11 protein-coding genes and 1 tRNA gene are annotated in these 15,781 nt (G+C 71.1%); 7 read left to right on the top strand and 5 right to left on the bottom strand.

All coding sequences use genetic code 11. The annotated features are described in order from the left end of the window. Nucleotides 1-139: 139 nt before the first annotated feature. Nucleotides 140-2,572, bottom strand: a complete 2,433-nt coding sequence (pepN, locus tag ACIQOE_RS25185; protein WP_401413871.1) for an aminopeptidase N — start codon at nucleotides 2,570-2,572, stop codon at nucleotides 140-142. Nucleotides 2,573-2,731: 159 nt separating this feature from the next. Here pepN and ACIQOE_RS25180 point away from each other — a divergent pair, with 159 nt between their 5' ends. Continuing rightward, a complete protein-coding gene (locus ACIQOE_RS25180) occupies nucleotides 2,732-3,865 on the top strand; it encodes an acyl-CoA dehydrogenase family protein (protein WP_401413869.1) in 1,134 nt (377 codons plus the stop codon). Nucleotides 3,866-3,967: 102 nt separating this feature from the next. On the opposite strand, the gene ACIQOE_RS25175 is transcribed toward ACIQOE_RS25180, so the two are convergent. The 4 genes from ACIQOE_RS25175 to ACIQOE_RS25160 form a co-directional block, all read right to left on the bottom strand. Further along, complete coding sequence (locus tag ACIQOE_RS25175; RefSeq protein WP_351317837.1) at nucleotides 3,968-4,297, bottom strand: rhodanese-like domain-containing protein; 330 nt, start codon at nucleotides 4,295-4,297, stop codon at nucleotides 3,968-3,970. Between the two features lie 39 nt (nucleotides 4,298-4,336). Continuing rightward, nucleotides 4,337-5,149, bottom strand: a complete 813-nt coding sequence (locus ACIQOE_RS25170; protein ID WP_362639969.1) for a hypothetical protein — start codon at nucleotides 5,147-5,149, stop codon at nucleotides 4,337-4,339. Nucleotides 5,150-5,309: 160 nt separating this feature from the next. Further along, nucleotides 5,310-6,728 carry a DUF2252 domain-containing protein gene (locus ACIQOE_RS25165; protein WP_401413867.1) on the bottom strand — a complete coding sequence of 473 codons (1,419 nt, stop codon included), beginning with the start codon at nucleotides 6,726-6,728 and terminating at the stop codon, nucleotides 5,310-5,312. 319 nt (nucleotides 6,729-7,047) lie between these two features. Next, nucleotides 7,048-7,131, bottom strand: a tRNA-Leu gene (locus tag ACIQOE_RS25160). Nucleotides 7,132-7,538: 407 nt separating this feature from the next. Here ACIQOE_RS25160 and ACIQOE_RS25155 point away from each other — a divergent pair. The 6 genes from ACIQOE_RS25155 to pknB all read left to right on the top strand — a co-directional run bounded on the left by ACIQOE_RS25155 (nucleotide 7,539) and on the right by pknB (nucleotide 15,716). Further along, on the top strand, nucleotides 7,539-8,420 hold the full coding sequence (locus tag ACIQOE_RS25155; protein ID WP_362639964.1) for a DUF3662 and FHA domain-containing protein: 882 nt from the start codon (nucleotides 7,539-7,541) through the stop codon (nucleotides 8,418-8,420). A 10-nt stretch (nucleotides 8,421-8,430) separates the two neighbouring features. Next, nucleotides 8,431-8,955, top strand: coding sequence for an FHA domain-containing protein (locus tag ACIQOE_RS25150; protein ID WP_351316637.1), 525 nt, complete (start codon nucleotides 8,431-8,433; stop codon nucleotides 8,953-8,955). A 98-nt stretch (nucleotides 8,956-9,053) separates the two neighbouring features. After that, the gene (locus ACIQOE_RS25145; RefSeq protein ID WP_399012066.1) at nucleotides 9,054-10,619 is read left to right on the top strand and encodes a Stp1/IreP family PP2C-type Ser/Thr phosphatase; all 1,566 of its coding nucleotides are present in this window, start codon (nucleotides 9,054-9,056) and stop codon (nucleotides 10,617-10,619) included. Between the two features lie 27 nt (nucleotides 10,620-10,646). Next, nucleotides 10,647-12,086 carry an FtsW/RodA/SpoVE family cell cycle protein gene (locus ACIQOE_RS25140; RefSeq protein ID WP_365559029.1) on the top strand — a complete coding sequence of 480 codons (1,440 nt, stop codon included), beginning with the start codon at nucleotides 10,647-10,649 and terminating at the stop codon, nucleotides 12,084-12,086. After that, nucleotides 12,083-13,567, top strand: a complete 1,485-nt coding sequence (locus tag ACIQOE_RS25135) for a penicillin-binding protein 2 (RefSeq protein WP_365569245.1) — start codon at nucleotides 12,083-12,085, stop codon at nucleotides 13,565-13,567. Before ACIQOE_RS25140 ends, ACIQOE_RS25135 begins: the two co-directional genes overlap by 4 nt. A gap of 169 nt (nucleotides 13,568-13,736) precedes the next feature. Continuing rightward, on the top strand, nucleotides 13,737-15,716 hold the full coding sequence (gene pknB, locus ACIQOE_RS25130; protein WP_401413864.1) for a Stk1 family PASTA domain-containing Ser/Thr kinase: 1,980 nt from the start codon (nucleotides 13,737-13,739) through the stop codon (nucleotides 15,714-15,716). Nucleotides 15,717-15,781: the final 65 nt, after the last annotated feature.

The raw sequence follows: 15,781 nt of genomic DNA, 5'->3' as shown, positions 1-15,781 counted from the left end.
CGGCGGGTGGGGACGGCCCTAAAGACCTCCCCTCGGCGCGTTCTCCACAGGCCGCGCGGGAGGTTGTCCACAGCGGTTGATGCCGGGGACCCGGCCGCCGAGACTGGTGATCGCCCCGGGGCCGGGCGCGGCGGACGGATCAGGCGTTCGCGGTGCGGGCGCGGAGCATCCGCAGGACGGTGTCGGCGCGTTCCAGGAGGGTCTTGCGGACCACGGGGACCGCCTCCTGGCCCGCCTGCTGCGCCTTCTCCACGAATGCGGAGTCGATCCCGTACAGCGGGAAGAGCTGGGAGGTGTAGACCATCGCCGGGATCATTCCGCCCTGGTCCAGCTGGGGGATCTCGGTCAGGTAGTGCTCGGCGTAGGGAGCGAGCAGGGCGTCCTGGCCCGGGCGCCAGAAGGCGGCCGCCACCGCGCCGACCGACTGCACGGGCACCGTGCGGTCCACGGCCACCTGCTGCCAGACCTCGGCCTTCGCGGCCGGGTCGGGCAGGGCGGCCCGGACGGTGAGGGCGCGGACCCAGGCGTCGGGGTCGGGGTCGCGTGCGAGCAGGGCCGCGGACTCGGCGGTGATGTCGCCGCCGAGCTCGGCCTCGCGGACCAGGGCGCGCCAGCGCAGGTCCACGTCGTCGCCGGCCTGCTCGCGGAGCCGGGCCAGGCCCTCGGCGGTCGCGGTGCGGGCCAGGCCGCGCAGGGCCACCTGGCGGCGGCCCGGGTCGTCGGCGAGCCGCAGGCAGGCCGCGGCCACGGCCTCGGTCAGCGCCGGACGGTCGGCGTCCGGGGCCCACAGTTCGGCGATGGCGGTGACGAGGGTCAGGAGGGGTTCGATCACGGCGTCGGAGGTCTCGGCGGCGAGGACCGCGGTGAGGCAGTGTCCGGCCTCGGCCGCGGTGGCCTCACCGGCCGTGAGCATGTCCCAGACGGTGGCGGCGGCCACGCCTCGGGAGATGGCCGTGGGCAGCCGGGCCGCCGCGGCGAAGAGGGTGTCGCGGGTGGCGGCGTCCGGGCGGGTGGTCGCGAAGGTGAGGTCGTCGTCGTTGATCAGGAGGAGGTGGGACGTGGCGGGAAGGCCGGTGACCGGGGTGCGGGGCTCGGCCACCTCGACGCGCACCAGCGCGGTGCGTTCGAGGGCGTCGCCCGCGCGGTCGTACGCGCCGATCGCCAGGACCTGCGGGCGCGGGGTGCCGTCGGCGACCAGGGTGACGGTGTCGCCGTCGTGCTCCAGGGTGAAGCGGTCGGTGCCGGCCGTCTCCAGCCAGGACTTCCGCCAGGTGGCGAGGGACCGGTCGCCGGCCTCGGCGAGGGCGTCGATCAGGTCCTGGAGGGTGGTGGTGCCCCAGGCGTGACGGGCGAAGTAGGCGGCCATCCCGGTGCGGAACCGGTCCTCGCCGACATAGGTCTTCAGCTGCTGGAGGACGGAGGCGCCCTTGGGGTACGTGATGTTGTCGAAGATCGACGCGGCCTGGGCGACATCGTGGATGGGCTGGTGGATCGGGTGGGAGACCGGGCCCTGGTCGGAGAGGTAGGCCCGGAGCTTGCCGCCCGCGAGGTGGCCGGCCCAGACGTCGGTGTAGCGGGTGGCGCCCTCGGCGGCCCAGTGGCAGGCGAACTCGGCGAACGCCTCGTTCAGCCAGAGGTCGTCCCACCAGCGCATGGTGACGATGTTGCCGAACCACATGTGCGCCATCTCGTGCAGCAGCACGACGGCGAGCACCTCGCGCTCCGCGTGGGTGGGCGTGGCCCGGCGCAGGAACATGTCCGACCAGGTCACGCAGCCGTAGTTCTCCATCGCGCCGCCGAACTCGGGCATGAAGACCTGGTCGTACTTGCGCTGCGGGAACGGCATCGCGAAGGCCTCGGCGTAGAACGCGAGGCCCTGGCGGGTCAGCGTGAAGATCTCGTCGGCGTCGCGTTCCAGGACCTCGGCGAGCGAGCGGCGGGCGAAGACGCCGAGGTCGTGGCCGTCGGCCTCGCGGCGGATCCCGTGGAAGGGGCCCGCGTTGACGACGGTGTTGTACACGGACAGCGGCGGGGTGTCGGGGAAGCTCCAGCGGCGGGCCGTGCCCTGCTCCTCGACGCGCGGGTCGCCGGAGTTGCTCAGGACGGTCCAGGCGGCCGGGGCGGTGACGGTGAAGGCGTGCGGGGCCTTGAGGTCGGGCTGGTCGAAGCAGGCCCAGACGTAGCGGGCCTCGTCCGGTTCGAAGCTGGTCCAGAGGTAGACCTCGCCGTCGGCGGGGTCGACGGCCCGGTGGGCGCCCGGGCTGGTCGTGGTGTCGGCCTGGACGCTCTCGACCCGCAGCACGTTGTGCGCGGCCAGGGCGGGCAGCGGGATCCGGCCGTCGTCGCCCGGGGTGAGGGGGGTGCCGTTGAGGGTGGCGGAGCGGACCTCGGCCGCGCAGTCGACGAAGGTCTCGGCTCCCGGCTCCGAGCAGCCGAAGGCGATCGTCGAGACGCAGCGGATCTCCGGCCCGTCGGGCAGGGCGGTCAGGTCGATGGCGATGTCGTACCGCTCGACCGTCACCAGTGCCGACCGGCGCTCGGCCTCGATGCGGGTCAGGCTTCGGATCCCCATGTGTCCTCCCTCGTGTGTCCGCCCCGCGTCGGCGGACAGCGGCCGTCAGCCTACGACGGAAGGAGCTGGTGATCGGAGGGGTTTTCGGTTCCCTTCTTCTAGAACCTGTTCTATCTTGACGGACCGTCAGATCAGCGGACCGGCCGGGAGGACAGGACCGTGGACTTCACCTTCACCGAGGAGCAGTTGGCGGCGGCCGAGGCGGCGCGCGGGGTGTTCGCCGCGGTGGCGCCGGACGCGGTGCCGAGCCCGGCGCTGACCACCGGCGCCGTCGCGGACCACTTCGACCGGGAGCTCTGGGAGACGCTGGCCGCCGCGGACCTGCTGAGCCTGCTGCCGGCCGAGGAGCACGGCGGCGCGGGGCTGGACGCGATCGCGCTCTGCCTGGTGCTGCGGGAATCGGCGAAGGTGCTGGCCCGGGTGCCGCTGCTGGAGAACAGCGCGGCGCTGGCCGCCGTGCAGGCGTACGGCGACGAGGAGCTGCGGGACCGGCTGCTGGCGCCGGCGGGCCGCGGCGAACTCGTGCTGACCGTCGCCGCGAGCGGACGTACCGGGCACGACCCGGCCGAGCTGGCGGTGACCGCCCGCCGCGACGGCGGGACCTGGGTGCTGGACGGCGTGCAGACGGCGGTGCCGTGGGCCTACGACGCCGACCTCGTCGTCGTACCGGCGCACACCGACGGCGACCGGAGCGTGCTGGCGCTGGTGGCGCCCTCGGCTGCCGGGGTCACGCTCGGCGAGCAGGTGTCGACCAGCGGGGAACGGCTCGGTGAGCTGCGGCTGGAGTCAGCGCGGGTCGCCGGGCCGGACGTGGTGACGGCCGAGGGGGCCTGGGAGTGGCTGCGGGAGCTGCTGACCACCGGGACCTGCGCGCTGGCGCTCGGGGTGGGCGAGAGGGTGCTGCGGATGACCGGCGAGTACACCGGCAGGCGGGAACAGTTCGGGCATCCCGTCGCCACCTTCCAGGCGGTCGCCGTGCAGGCCGCCGACCGGTACATCGACCTGCGGGCCATGGAGGCCACGCTGTGGCAGGCGGCCTGGCGGATCGCCTCCGGCGCGGCCGGGGCACTGCCGGCGGCCGGTGACGTGGCGGTGGCGAAGATCTGGGCGGCGGAGGGGGTACGGCGGGTGGTGCAGACCGCGCAGCACCTGCACGGAGGGTTCGGGGCCGACACGGAGTATGTGCTGCACCGCTACCACGCCTGGGCCAAGCAGCTGGAGCTGGCGCTCGGGCCGGCGGCGGCCCACGAGGAGGCGCTCGGCGACCTGCTGGCCGCCCATGCGCTGGGGTGAAGGGGTGACGAAGGGCACCGGGCCGCACGGTGTGTGACCCGGTGCGGGCCGGCCGTGCGGTTTCCCGTGCCCCTCGGGCCGTGCGCTCCGCCTCGGGGCGCGTCAGACGACGAAGCCCGGCTCTCCGGCGTCCGTGACGACCTCGCGGCCCGCCGCCTGCCAGACCTGCATGCCGCCGTCCACGTTCACCGCGTCGATGCCCTGCTGGACGAGGTACATCGTGACCTGCGCCGAGCGGCCGCCGGAACGGCAGATGACGTTGACCCGGCCGTCCTGGGGAGCGGCCTCGGTGAACTCGCCGTAGCGGGCGGCGAACTCGCTGATCGGGATGTGCAGGGCGCCCGCGGCGTGGCCCGCCTCCCACTCGTCGTCCTCGCGGACGTCCAGCAGGAAGTCGCCGTCCTTGAGGTCCGTGACCTCGACCGTGGGCACACGCGCTGCGAAGTTCATGCCTTCGACGCTACCCGACCGCTACTCCTGGGCGAGCAGCGCGGCCAGTTCCGTCTCCCGCTCGGCGACGTCCTTGCGGAGCTTCTCGGCGATCTCGTCGAGGAGGCCGTCGGGGTCCTCGGGGGCCAGCCGGAGCAGGCCTGCGATGGGACCGTCCTCCAGTTCCCTTGCGACCAGGGTGAGCAGTTCCTTGCGCTCGGAGAGCCATTCCAGGCGGGCGTACAGCTCCTCGGCGCGGCTGGGCCTGCGCTCGGGCGGGACCGGACCGGCCTCCCACTCCGCGGCCAGCTCCCGCAGCAGGGCCTCGTCGCCACGGGCGTAGGCCGCGTTGACCCGGGTCAGGAACTCCTCGCGGCGCTCCTGCTCGGCCCCCTCCGGCACCAGGTCGGGATGGGCCTTGCGGGCCAGGTCGCGGTAGAGCCGGCGGGCCTCCTCGCTGGGCCGCACCCGCTGCGGAGGCCGTACCTCCTGCTCGGTGAGCATGGCGACGGCCTCCGGGAACAGGCCGTCGCCGTCCATCCAGCCGTGCAGCAGGTCCTCGACGCCGGGGATGGGCAGGACCCTGGCGCGGGCCTCCTCGGCGGCGCGGACGTCCTCGGGGTCGCCGGTGCGGGCGGCCTTCGCCTCGGCGATCCGGGCGTCCAGCTCTTCCAGGCGGAGATAGAACGGGCCGAGCTTCTGCTCGTGCAGGCGCGAGAAGTTCTCGACCTCGACACGGAAGGTCTCGACCGCGATCTCGAACTCGATCAGCGCCTGCTCGGCGGCCCGCACGGACCGCTCCAGGCGTTCCTCGGGCCGCGGTGCCTCAGGCTGCTCAGCTTCCGGGGTCGTCACCCGACCAGACTAGGGCCTGTCGTCCCCGGCGGTGGCCGCCACCCACCCGGCGGCCCGATCTCCGCGGGCCACGCGGGGGGGGGCGTCCGGGACGGCGGGCCCGCCGCGGCCCCGTCCCGCGGCGCGCCTCACCGCGGGGCCCGGAACCCGTCGCCCGCGGTCACACCCCGAGTTCCGCCGGGATCCGGCCCGCCCGGACCGCGGTCACCAGTTCCTCGTGGTCCTCCTCCGTGCGGTCCGCGTAGGCCACCGCGAACGCGGCGATCGCCTCGTCCAGTTCCTCGTTCTTGCCGCAGTAGCCGGCGATCAGCCGGGGGTCGGCGCCGTGCGAGTGGGCGCGGGCCAGCAGGGCGCCGGTCATCCGGCCGTAGTCGTCGATCTGGTCGGACGCCAGGGCTGCCGGGTCGACGCTGCCCTTGCGGTTGCGGAACTGGCGGACCTGGAAGGGCCGGCCGGAGACCGTGGTCCAGCCGAGCAGGATGTCGCTGACGACCTGCATCCGCTTCTGTCCCAGGACCACCCGGCGCCCTTCGTGACCGGCGGCGGGCGCGTCGAAACCGGCCGTCGCCAGGTGCGGCACGAGCGCGGACGGACGGGCCTCCTTGACCTGGAGGATCAGCGGCTCGTCGCGGTGGTCGAGGAGCAGCACGACGTAGGACCGGGTGCCGACGCTGCCGGTGCCGACTATGCGGAAGGCGACATCGTGCGGGGCGTGCCGGGCGAGCAGGGGGTGGCGGTCCTCGGAGAGGGTGGTGACGTAGTGCTCCAGCCCGGCGACGACCGCCTCCGCCTCCGCGTCCGTGACCCGGCGCAGCACCGGTGCCGCGTCGACGAAGCGGCGGCCGCCGTTCCCGGTGGGCTCGGTGGAGCGGGCCGCGAACCGGCCGCTGGTGTTGGCGCGGGCCTTCTCCGAGACCCGGTGCAGGGTGCCGAGCATGTCGTGGGCGTCGGAGTGGGAGACCAGTTCCTCGTCCGCGATGGCGTTCCACGCGTCCAGCACCGGGAGCTTCGCCAGCAGGCGCATGGTGCGGCGGTAGGCGCCGGCCGCGTCGCCCGCGGCCTTGCGGCAGGTGTCCTCGTCGGCGCCCGCCTCGCGCCCGGCGAGGACCAGGGAGGCGGCGAGCCGCTTGAGGTCCCACTCCCAGGGGCCGGGCACCGTCTCGTCGAAGTCGTTCAGATCGATGACCAGGTCGCCGCGCGGGTCTCCGTACAGGCCGAAGTTGGCCGCGTGGGCGTCGCCGCAGATCTGGGTGGCGATCCTGGTCATGGGGGTGCGGGCCAGGTCGTGCGCCATCAGGCCGGCCGAGCCGCGCAGGAACGCGAACGGGCTCGCCGCCATCCTGCCGACCCGTATCGGGACCAGCTCCGGAATACGGTCACGGTTGGACTCCTCGACCGCGCTCACCGCGTCGGGCCGGGAGCCGTCCACGTCCAGGGCCGCGTGAGCGCTGCGCGGCACGGCAGAACGGAGCGCCTTGCCCTCCTCCTTGGGCGAGCCCTCCACGGGCCACCGTGCGAAGCCCCTCGGCGAGGGCAGCTTGCGCGCCTCGGCCGTCGCCGTCTCTTCCCGTCCGGTCACGTCGACCGCCTCCCCCGTACTCCGCGCATCCCGCCCGCACGAACATCAACTCGGGAAAACGGTACAGGTGGGCGCCGGGACCCCGGCAGACCCTGTGGACAACTTCGCGGCCGCCCCGGAACCGCACCCGCCGGTCCGGTGACCGAGCCCTCGACCGCCCGGTGAGAGACACCTCACACCGGCAGGAAAATCACATCACCACACCGAGGTGTCGGGTCCTGGCCCGCCCCCGGGAAACGTCGGGCCCTGGACCCAGGCCCGGGACGACGAGAGCACAGCAAGAGGGCCCATCGTGATCACGATGGGCCCTCTGCCTCTGTGCGCGAGGGGGGAGTTGAACCCCCACGCCCTTGCGGGCACTGGAACCTGAATCCAGCGCGTCTGCCTATTCCGCCACCCGCGCATTGGGTGTGTCTTCCGTCTCCGGCCCCTGTGTTTCTTTCGGGGCGGCGCCTTCCGACATGCAGAACACTAGCACGTGGGAGGAGGTGGGTTCACATCCCTTATCCGCGGGCAGCGCTCACCTGAAGTCCACGTACCGAGCAGTCTGCGGTCACGTATCAACCTCGTACCGGTCCAGGCCATCTGTCCACAGAGGGATCGGGTCCGCAGCCGGGTGCGGGACACTGGTCGTGAGCCGCCTCTACGATCCTTGGCAGCGGAGTGCCGATCCCGGACGGGAAGAAGCACGCCGAGGAGTTCGAAGGGGGGCCGCTGGGGGAACCGGCTGATTGCCGGGCGCGTAGATACGATCAGTGAGCAGTAGCGGTAAGGCAAGCCGTACGGGCAACGCGACAGAGGAGGTGCCCTGTGGGAGTCCTGAAGAAGTTCGAGCAGCGTCTCGAAGGTCTGGTCAACGGCACCTTCGCGAAGGTGTTCAAGTCCGAGGTCCAGCCCGTGGAGATCGCCGGTGCGCTGCAGCGCGAGTGCGACAACAACGCGACCATCTGGAACCGCGACCGGACCGTCGTACCCAATGACTTCATCGTCGAGCTGAGCGCTCCCGACTTCGAGCGGCTCAGCCCCTACTCCGGACAGCTCGGTGACGAGCTGGCCGGGATGGTCCGCGACTACGCCAAGCAGCAGCGCTACACCTTCATGGGGCCGATCAAGGTCAACCTGGAGAAGGCCGAGGACCTGGACACCGGCCTGTACCGGGTGCGCAGCCGCACCCTCGCCTCCTCCAGCAACCAGCAGGCCGCGCCCGATCGCGCGCCCGCCGGCGGCGCCCCGCAGCGACAGGGCGGCTACGGCTACCCGCAGTCCGCCGCGGCCCCGCCCATGCCCAGCTCACCGCCGCCCGGCGCTCCGCAGCGCCCGGCCGGCTACGGCTACCCGCAGCCGGCGCAGCCCGCGGCCCAGCGGCCCGCCGGCCCCTCCGGGCCGGTCGGCGCCCCGGCGCCCGGCTCCCGCACCCGCTACTGGATCGAGATCAACGGCACCCGCCATCAGATCTCCCGCGCGACGCTCGTGCTGGGCCGCAGCACCGAGGCCGACGTGCGGATCGACGACCCCGGCGTCTCCCGCCGGCACTGCGAGATCCGGACCGGAACGCCCTCGACGATCCAGGATCTCGGGTCCACCAACGGCATCGTGGTGGACGGGCAGCACACCACCCGCGCTACGCTCCGCGACGGCTCGCGGATCGTCGTGGGCAGCACCACCATCATTTACCGGCAAGCCGAAGGGTGAAGCGGGGGCAATGTCAGAGCTGACCCTCACGGTCATGCGGCTGGGTTTCCTGGCCGTACTGTGGCTGTTCGTGATCGTGGCCGTGCAGGTCATCCGCAGCGACCTGTTCGGTACGCGCGTCACCCAGCGCGGATCGCGTAGGGAAGAAGGACGCCGGCAGCAGCCCGCCGCCCGCCAGCAGGCCGCGCCTCCGCAGCAGCGCGGCCAGCAGCAGGCGGCCGGCAGCGGCCGACGGCGCAACGCACCCAGCAAGCTCGTCGTCTCCGAGGGCACGCTCACGGGTACGACGGTCGCCCTCCAGGGGCAGACCATCACCCTGGGCCGCGCCCACGACTCCACGATCGTGCTGGACGACGACTACGCCTCCAGCCGCCATGCCAGGATCTACCCGGACCGCGACGGCCAGTGGATCGTCGAGGACCTCGGATCCACGAACGGCACGTATCTGGACCGGTCCCGGCTGACGACTCCCACGCCGATCCCGCTGGGCGCGCCGATCCGCATCGGCAAAACCGTCATCGAGCTGCGGAAGTAGTGCTACATCATGGATAGGCGCGAGCGGAGCGAGCACGCGGCGGCGGACCGGACGCCGGTCCCCGGCGCGCTCCCGACCGGAGGGTGGGCACCGTGCGGATGTACCCGGAGCCGACGGGCGAGGTGCGCATGAGTCTGTCACTGCGCTTCGCCGCCGGATCGCACAAAGGCATGATCCGGGAGGGCAACGAGGACTCCGGCTACGCCGGTCCCCGCCTGCTCGCCATCGCCGACGGCATGGGCGGCCAGGCCGCCGGTGAGGTCGCCTCCTCCGAGGTGATCTCCACCCTGGTCACGCTCGACGACGACGTGCCCGGCTCCGACATCCTCACCTCCCTCGGCCACGCCGTGCAGCGCGCCAACGACCAGTTGCGCGCCATGGTCGAGGAGGACCCGCAGCTGGAGGGCATGGGGACCACCCTGACCGCCCTGCTGTGGACCGGGCAGCGGCTCGGCCTGGTGCACGTCGGCGACTCCCGCGCGTACCTGCTGCGGGACGGCCTGCTCACGCAGATCACCCAGGACCACACCTGGGTGCAGCGGCTCGTCGACGAGGGCCGGATCACCGAGGAAGAGGCGACCACGCACCCGCAGCGCTCGCTGCTCATGCGCGCCCTCGGCAGCGGCGACCATGTCGAGCCCGACCTGTCCATCCGCGAGGTGCGCGCGGGTGATCGTTACCTCATCTGCTCCGACGGGCTCTCCGGCGTCGTCTCCCACCAGACCCTGGAGGAGACCCTCGCCAGCTACCAGGGACCGCAGGAGACCGTGCAGGAGCTGATCCAGCTCGCGCTGCGCGGCGGCGGCCCGGACAACATCACGGTCATCATCGCCGACGTCCTCGACCTGGACACCGGGGACACCCTCGCCGGGCAGCTCTCCGACACCCCGGTCGTGGTCGGCGCCGTCGCCGAGAACCAGCACCACCTGCACGACAACGGCTTCATGCAGACCCCGGCCGGCCGTGCCTCGAACCTCGGCCGCCAGGTGCCCGGCCAGGGCGGGGGCGGCGAGTTCGGCCCGCCCGGCTCCGGCGACACCACCGGATACACGCCGGCCGGCAGTTTCGGCGACTACACCGACGACGACTTCGTCAAGCCCCGCAAGGGCCGCCGGTGGCTGAAGAGATCCTTCTTCGGCATCCTCGCCCTCGCCGTGATCGGCGGGGGCCTGTACGGCGGCTACCGCTGGACGCAGACCCAGTACTACGTCGGCGCCAACGGCGAGCACGTCGCGCTCTACCAGGGCATCAGCCAGGACCTGGCCTGGGTGTCGCTCTCGAAGGTGGAGACGGACCACCCCGAGATCGAACTCAAGTACCTGCCGCCGTACCAGCAGAAGCAGGTCAAGGCCACCATCGCCGAAGGCGGGCTCACCGACGCCCGGTCGAAGGTCCAGGAGCTGGCCGTGCAGGCCTCAGCCTGCAAGAAGGAGTCGGAGCGCGCGGCGGCCGGGTCCAAGACCAGCTCCAAGACCGACAAGGGCCAGACCGCGGGCACCACGGGAACCACCAAGACGTCGCTCACGTCCAAGGCCTCGCCAAGCCCCTCGAACTCGGCGTCCTCCACGGCGTCACCGTCCCCGTCCACCTCAGCGACCCCCAGCCCCGGCCCCACCCTCTCGGAGGATGAGCAGAAGGTCGTCTCGCTGTGCGGTAAGCAGTAGGCAAGCCGTGAGAGGCCCTGTCACACGATGAGCAGTACTACCAACACGTCGACGAACCACACGTCCACCATCGGCTCCATCGGCACCCCGAGCCGGCGCAACACCGAGCTCGCGCTCCTGGTGTTCGCCGTCGCCATCCCGGTGTTCGCCTACGCCAACGTGGGCCTGGCCATCAACGACAAGGTCCCCGCCGGACTGCTGAGCTACGGCCTGGGCCTGGGCCTCCTGGCCGCCGTCGCCCACCTCGCCGTCCGCAAGTTCGCCCCGTACGCGGACCCGCTGCTGCTGCCGCTGGCCACCCTGCTCAACGGGCTCGGCCTGGTCGTCATCTGGAGACTCGACCAGTCCAAGCTGCTGCAGTCCATCAAGCAGGCCGGCACCGCCGCGCCCCGCCAGCTGCTCTACACGGCCATGGGCATCGCGCTCTTCATCGTGGTGCTGGTGTTCCTCAAGGACCACCGCGTCCTGCAGCGCTACACCTACATCTCGATGGTCGGCGCGCTGTTCCTCCTGCTGCTCCCGCTGGTCCCGGGCCTGGGCGCCAACATCTACGGCGCGAAGATCTGGATCTCGATCGCCGGCTTCTCCATCCAGCCCGGTGAGTTCGCCAAGATCGTCCTGGCGATCTTCTTCGCCGGGTACCTCATGGTGAAGCGGGACGCCCTCGCGCTCGCCAGCCGCCGCTTCGTCGGCCTCTACCTGCCGCGCGGCCGCGACCTCGGCCCGATCCTGGTCGTCTGGTTCATCTCGATCCTCATCCTGGTATTCGAGACCGACCTCGGCACCTCGCTCCTGTTCTTCGGCATGTTCGTCATCATGCTGTACGTCGCCACCGAGCGGACCAGCTGGATCGTCTTCGGTCTGCTGATGTCCGGCGCCGGCGCGGTCGGCGTGGCCAGCTTCGAACCGCACGTCCAGCAGCGTGTGCAGGCCTGGCTCGACCCGATGAAGGAGTACACGCTCAGCCAGCAGGGCGTCGCCGGCCACTCCGAGCAGTCCATGCAGGCCCTGTGGGCCTTCGGCTCCGGCGGCACCCTCGGCGCCGGCCTCGGCCAGGGCCACTCGGACCTCATCAGGTTCGCCGCCAACTCGGACTTCGTGCTCGCCACCTTCGGCGAGGAGCTGGGCCTGGCCGGCATCATGGCGCTCCTGCTGATCTACGGGCTGATCGTGGAGCGCGGTGTGCGCACCTCGCTCGCCGCCCGCGACCCGTTCGGCAAGCTGCTCGCCGTCGGCCTGTCCGGCGCCTTCGCGCTCCAGGTCTTCGTCGTCGCGGGCGGTGTGATGGGCCTGATCCCGCTGACCGGTATGACCATGCCGTTCCTGGCCTACGGCGGTTCCTCCGTGATCGCCAACTGGGCTCTCATCGGCATCCTCATCAGAATCAGCGACACGGCGCGCCGCCCGGCGCCCGCCCCCGCCGCCAACCCCGACGCCGAGATGACCCAGGTGGTGCGCCCCTCATGAACAAGCCCCTGCGCCGGATCGCGATCTTCTGCGGCCTGCTGGTCCTCACCCTGCTGCTGCGGGACAACTGGCTCCAGTACGTCAAGGCGGACACCCTCAAGACCGACCCGAAGAACCGCCGCGTCACCATCGCCCGCTACTCCACCCCGCGCGGCGACATCATCGTCGACGGCGACCCGGTCACCGGCTCCACGGCGTCCAGCTCCTCGGGTCTCAACGACCTGAAGTACAAGCGGACGTACAAGAACGGGCCCATGTGGGCCCCGGTCACCGGCTACGCCTCCCAGGCCTTCGGCGCCAACCAGCTGGAGTCCCTGGAGGACGGCATCCTCACCGGCGACGACGACCGGCTCTTCTTCCGCAACACCCTCGACATGATCACCGGCAAGCAGCGGTCCGGCGGCAACGTCGTCACCACCCTCAACGCCGCCGCCCAGAACGCCGCCTACAACGGGCTGAAGAAGCAGGGCGGCAAGGGCGCGGTGGTCGCCCTGGACCCCGCCACGGGCAAGATCCTGGCCCTGGCGAGCTACCCCTCGTACGACCCCTCGGCCTTCGCCGGCGCCTCGGACACCGACGCCGAGGCCTGGAAGAAGCTGCAGAAGAAGTACAACCCGAGCGACCCGATGCTGAACCGGGCGCTGCGCGAGACCTACCCGCCGGGCTCCACCTTCAAGGTGGTCACCGCCGCGGCCGCGCTCCAGAACGGGCTGTACACCTCCGCGGACGAGGCCACGAAGTCCCCGCTGCCGTACGTCATGCCGGGTACCACCACCGAGCTGAAGAACGAGGGCACCATCCCCTGCAAGAACGCGACCATGCGGATCGCGCTGCGGTACTCCTGCAACACCGTCTTCGGCAAGATCGGCGCCGACCTCGGCAACGACAAGATGCTCGCCGAGGCCAAGAAGTTCGGCTTCGACCAGGAGCAGTTCACCCCGGTCCGCTCCAGCGCCTCGGTCTTCTCCGACGACATGAACCAGTCGCAGACCGCGCTGTCCTCGATCGGCCAGTACAACACCGCCGCGACCCCGCTGCAGATGGCCATGGTCGCCTCCGCGGTCGCCAACGACGGCAAGCTGATGAAGCCGTACATGATCGACAAGCTCCAGTCGCCGAACCTGGACACCATCTCCCAGACCGACCCCGAGGAGATGAGCCAGCCGCTGTCCGCAGCGAACGCCCAGGTCCTCCAGTCGATGATGGAGACGGTGGTCAAGCAGGGCACCGGCACGAACGCCCAGATCAACGGCGTCACCGTGGGCGGCAAGACCGGTACGGCCCAGCACGGTGTGGAGAACAGCGAGAACCCGTACGCCTGGTTCATCTCCTACGCGAAGCTCCCCGACGGCAGCAAGCCCGTCGCCGTCGCCGTCGTGATCGAGGACGACCAGGCCAACCGTGACGACATCTCCGGCGGCGGCCTCGCGGCCCCGATCGCGAAGAGCGTGATGGAGGCGGTCATCAACTCCAAGAAGTGACCCCGCTCACGTCCCCTTCACATCGGTGCACGTTGACATACCGGTCCTGTATCGGGTTACGGGCTTGGCCAGGTCACACAAACTCAGCCGGGTACGGTAGGCCCGGACGGCAGCCTCCGACCGCACACCCGTGCCGGTCGGGACCGACGGAGAGGGCTGGTAGGGAACTATGGAAGAGCCGCGTCGCCTAGGCGGCCGGTACGAACTGGGCCACGTGCTCGGCCGTGGTGGCATGGCGGAGGTCTACCTCGCGCATGACACCCGGCTCGGCCGCACGGTGGCGGTGAAGACGCTGCGCGCGGACCTCGCACGCGATCCGTCCTTCCAGGCCCGGTTCCGCCGGGAGGCCCAGTCGGCCGCCTCGCTCAACCATCCCGCGATCGTCGCGGTCTACGACACGGGCGAGGACTACATCGACGGGGTCTCGATCCCGTACATCGTCATGGAGTACGTGGACGGCTCGACACTCCGTGAGCTGCTGCACTCCGGTCGCAAGCTGCTGCCCGAACGCGCGATGGAAATGACCATCGGCATCCTCCAGGGCCTGGAGTACGCGCACCGCAGCGGCATCGTCCACCGTGACATCAAGCCGGCGAACGTCATGCTCACGCGCAACGGCCAGGTCAAGGTCATGGACTTCGGCATCGCCCGCGCCATGGGCGACTCCGGCATGACCATGACCCAGACGGCCGCGGTCATCGGCACCGCCCAGTACCTCTCCCCGGAGCAGGCCAAGGGCGAGCAGGTCGACGCCCGCTCGGACCTGTACTCGACGGGTTGCCTGCTCTACGAGCTGCTGACGGTACGGCCGCCGTTCGTGGGCGACTCCCCGGTGGCCGTCGCCTACCAGCACGTCCGCGAGGAACCGCAGTCCCCGTCGGTCTTCGACCCCGAGATCACGCCCGAGATGGACGCCATCGTCCTGAAGGCCCTGGTCAAGGACCCGAACTACCGGTACCAGTCGGCCGACGAGATGCGCGCCGACATCGAGGCCTGCCTCGACGGCCAGCCGGTCGCCGCCACCGCCGCCATGGGATCGGTCGGCTACGGCTACCCCGACGACCAGCAGACGACAGCGATGCGCTCGGACGCCGGCGCCACGACCATGCTGCCGCCGATGAACCCGGACGACGGCGGCTACGGCTACGACGAGCGCCCGGACCGCCGGCGCCAGCAGAAGAAGAGCAACACCTCGACGATCCTGCTCGTGGTCGCCGGCGTACTGGTGCTGGTCGGCTCGATCCTGATCGGCAAGTGGGTGGTCAGCGGCAACGGCGGCGACAAACCGTTCGCCGTCCCGAACTTCGTCGGTTCGACCTACGCGGACGCCCAGAAGATGGCCGACAACTCGGGCCTGAAACTGGCGGCGCCGACCAAGAAGCCCTGTGAGAACCAGCCGAAGGGCAAGGTCTGCTCCCAGGACCCGGCCGCCCCCGCGAACGTCAACAAGGGCGACACGATCAGCCTGGTGGTGTCGACGGGCGCGCCGAAGGTCGCCGTCGACAACGTGATCGGCAAGAACATCGACGATGCGACCTCGCAGTTGGAGGACAAGGGCTTCAAGGTCAAGGTGACCAAGACCGTCTCCACCCAGGACGAGGGCACGGTGCTGAGTCAGAACCCCGACCCGGGCACGGAGAAGGAAAAGGGCTCGACCATCACCCTGGAGGTCGCCAAGGCCGCGGAGAAGTCGACGGTCCCGGACGTCAGCGGCAAGTCCTGTGACGAGGCCAAGGCGCAGATGCAGGCGAACAACCTGACCGGCAACTGCTCCGAGGTGGAGACCGACGACCCGAACCTGGTCGGCAAGGTCGTCTCGACCGACCCGGCGAACGGCACGCAGGTCGACAAGAACTCCACGGTGAACATCCAGATCGGCAAGGCCAAGCAGCAGCAGCAGACGCCCGTGCCGAGCGTGGTCGGCCAGACCGTCCAGCAGGCCAAGCAGACCCTGCAGGCGGCCGGCTTCACCAACATCCAGTTCAACGGTGACAACAGCGACAACGCCCGCGTCATCGGCCAGGACCCGAATGCCAACAGCCCCGTCGACAACCCCGGCGGCACGCAGGTCACCCTCACCACGGTGAACGTCGGCGGCAACAACGGCGGCAACGGCGGCGGAGGCTTCATCGGCGGCAACAACGGCTGACCGAGGCCCCCGGTTCGACAGAGCCCCGGCGCCCTTCCTCAGGGAAGGACGCCGGGGCTCTGGCT

Origin of the sequence: Streptomyces sp. NPDC091282 (assembly GCF_044757385.1) — a bacterium.
In the GTDB taxonomy this organism is placed as follows: Bacteria; Actinomycetota; Actinomycetes; order Streptomycetales; family Streptomycetaceae; genus Streptomyces; species Streptomyces gramineus.
Note: the sequence above shows the minus strand (reverse complement) of the source record. Positions and strands in the feature narration are given on the sequence as shown.

What these genes read in the sequence shown, in the direction of transcription:
- pepN (WP_401413871.1), bottom strand. Translation starts at nt 2,572, where the DNA reads ATGGGGATCCGAAGCCTGACCCGCATCGAGGCCGAGCGCCGGTCGGCA.
- ACIQOE_RS25150 (WP_351316637.1), top strand. Translation starts at nt 8,431, where the DNA reads ATGTCAGAGCTGACCCTCACGGTCATGCGGCTGGGTTTCCTGGCCGTA.
- ACIQOE_RS25145 (WP_399012066.1), top strand. Translation starts at nt 9,054, where the DNA reads ATGTACCCGGAGCCGACGGGCGAGGTGCGCATGAGTCTGTCACTGCGC.
- ACIQOE_RS25140 (WP_365559029.1), top strand. Translation starts at nt 10,647, where the DNA reads ATGAGCAGTACTACCAACACGTCGACGAACCACACGTCCACCATCGGC.
- ACIQOE_RS25135 (WP_365569245.1), top strand. Translation starts at nt 12,083, where the DNA reads ATGAACAAGCCCCTGCGCCGGATCGCGATCTTCTGCGGCCTGCTGGTC.
- pknB (WP_401413864.1), top strand. Translation starts at nt 13,737, where the DNA reads ATGGAAGAGCCGCGTCGCCTAGGCGGCCGGTACGAACTGGGCCACGTG.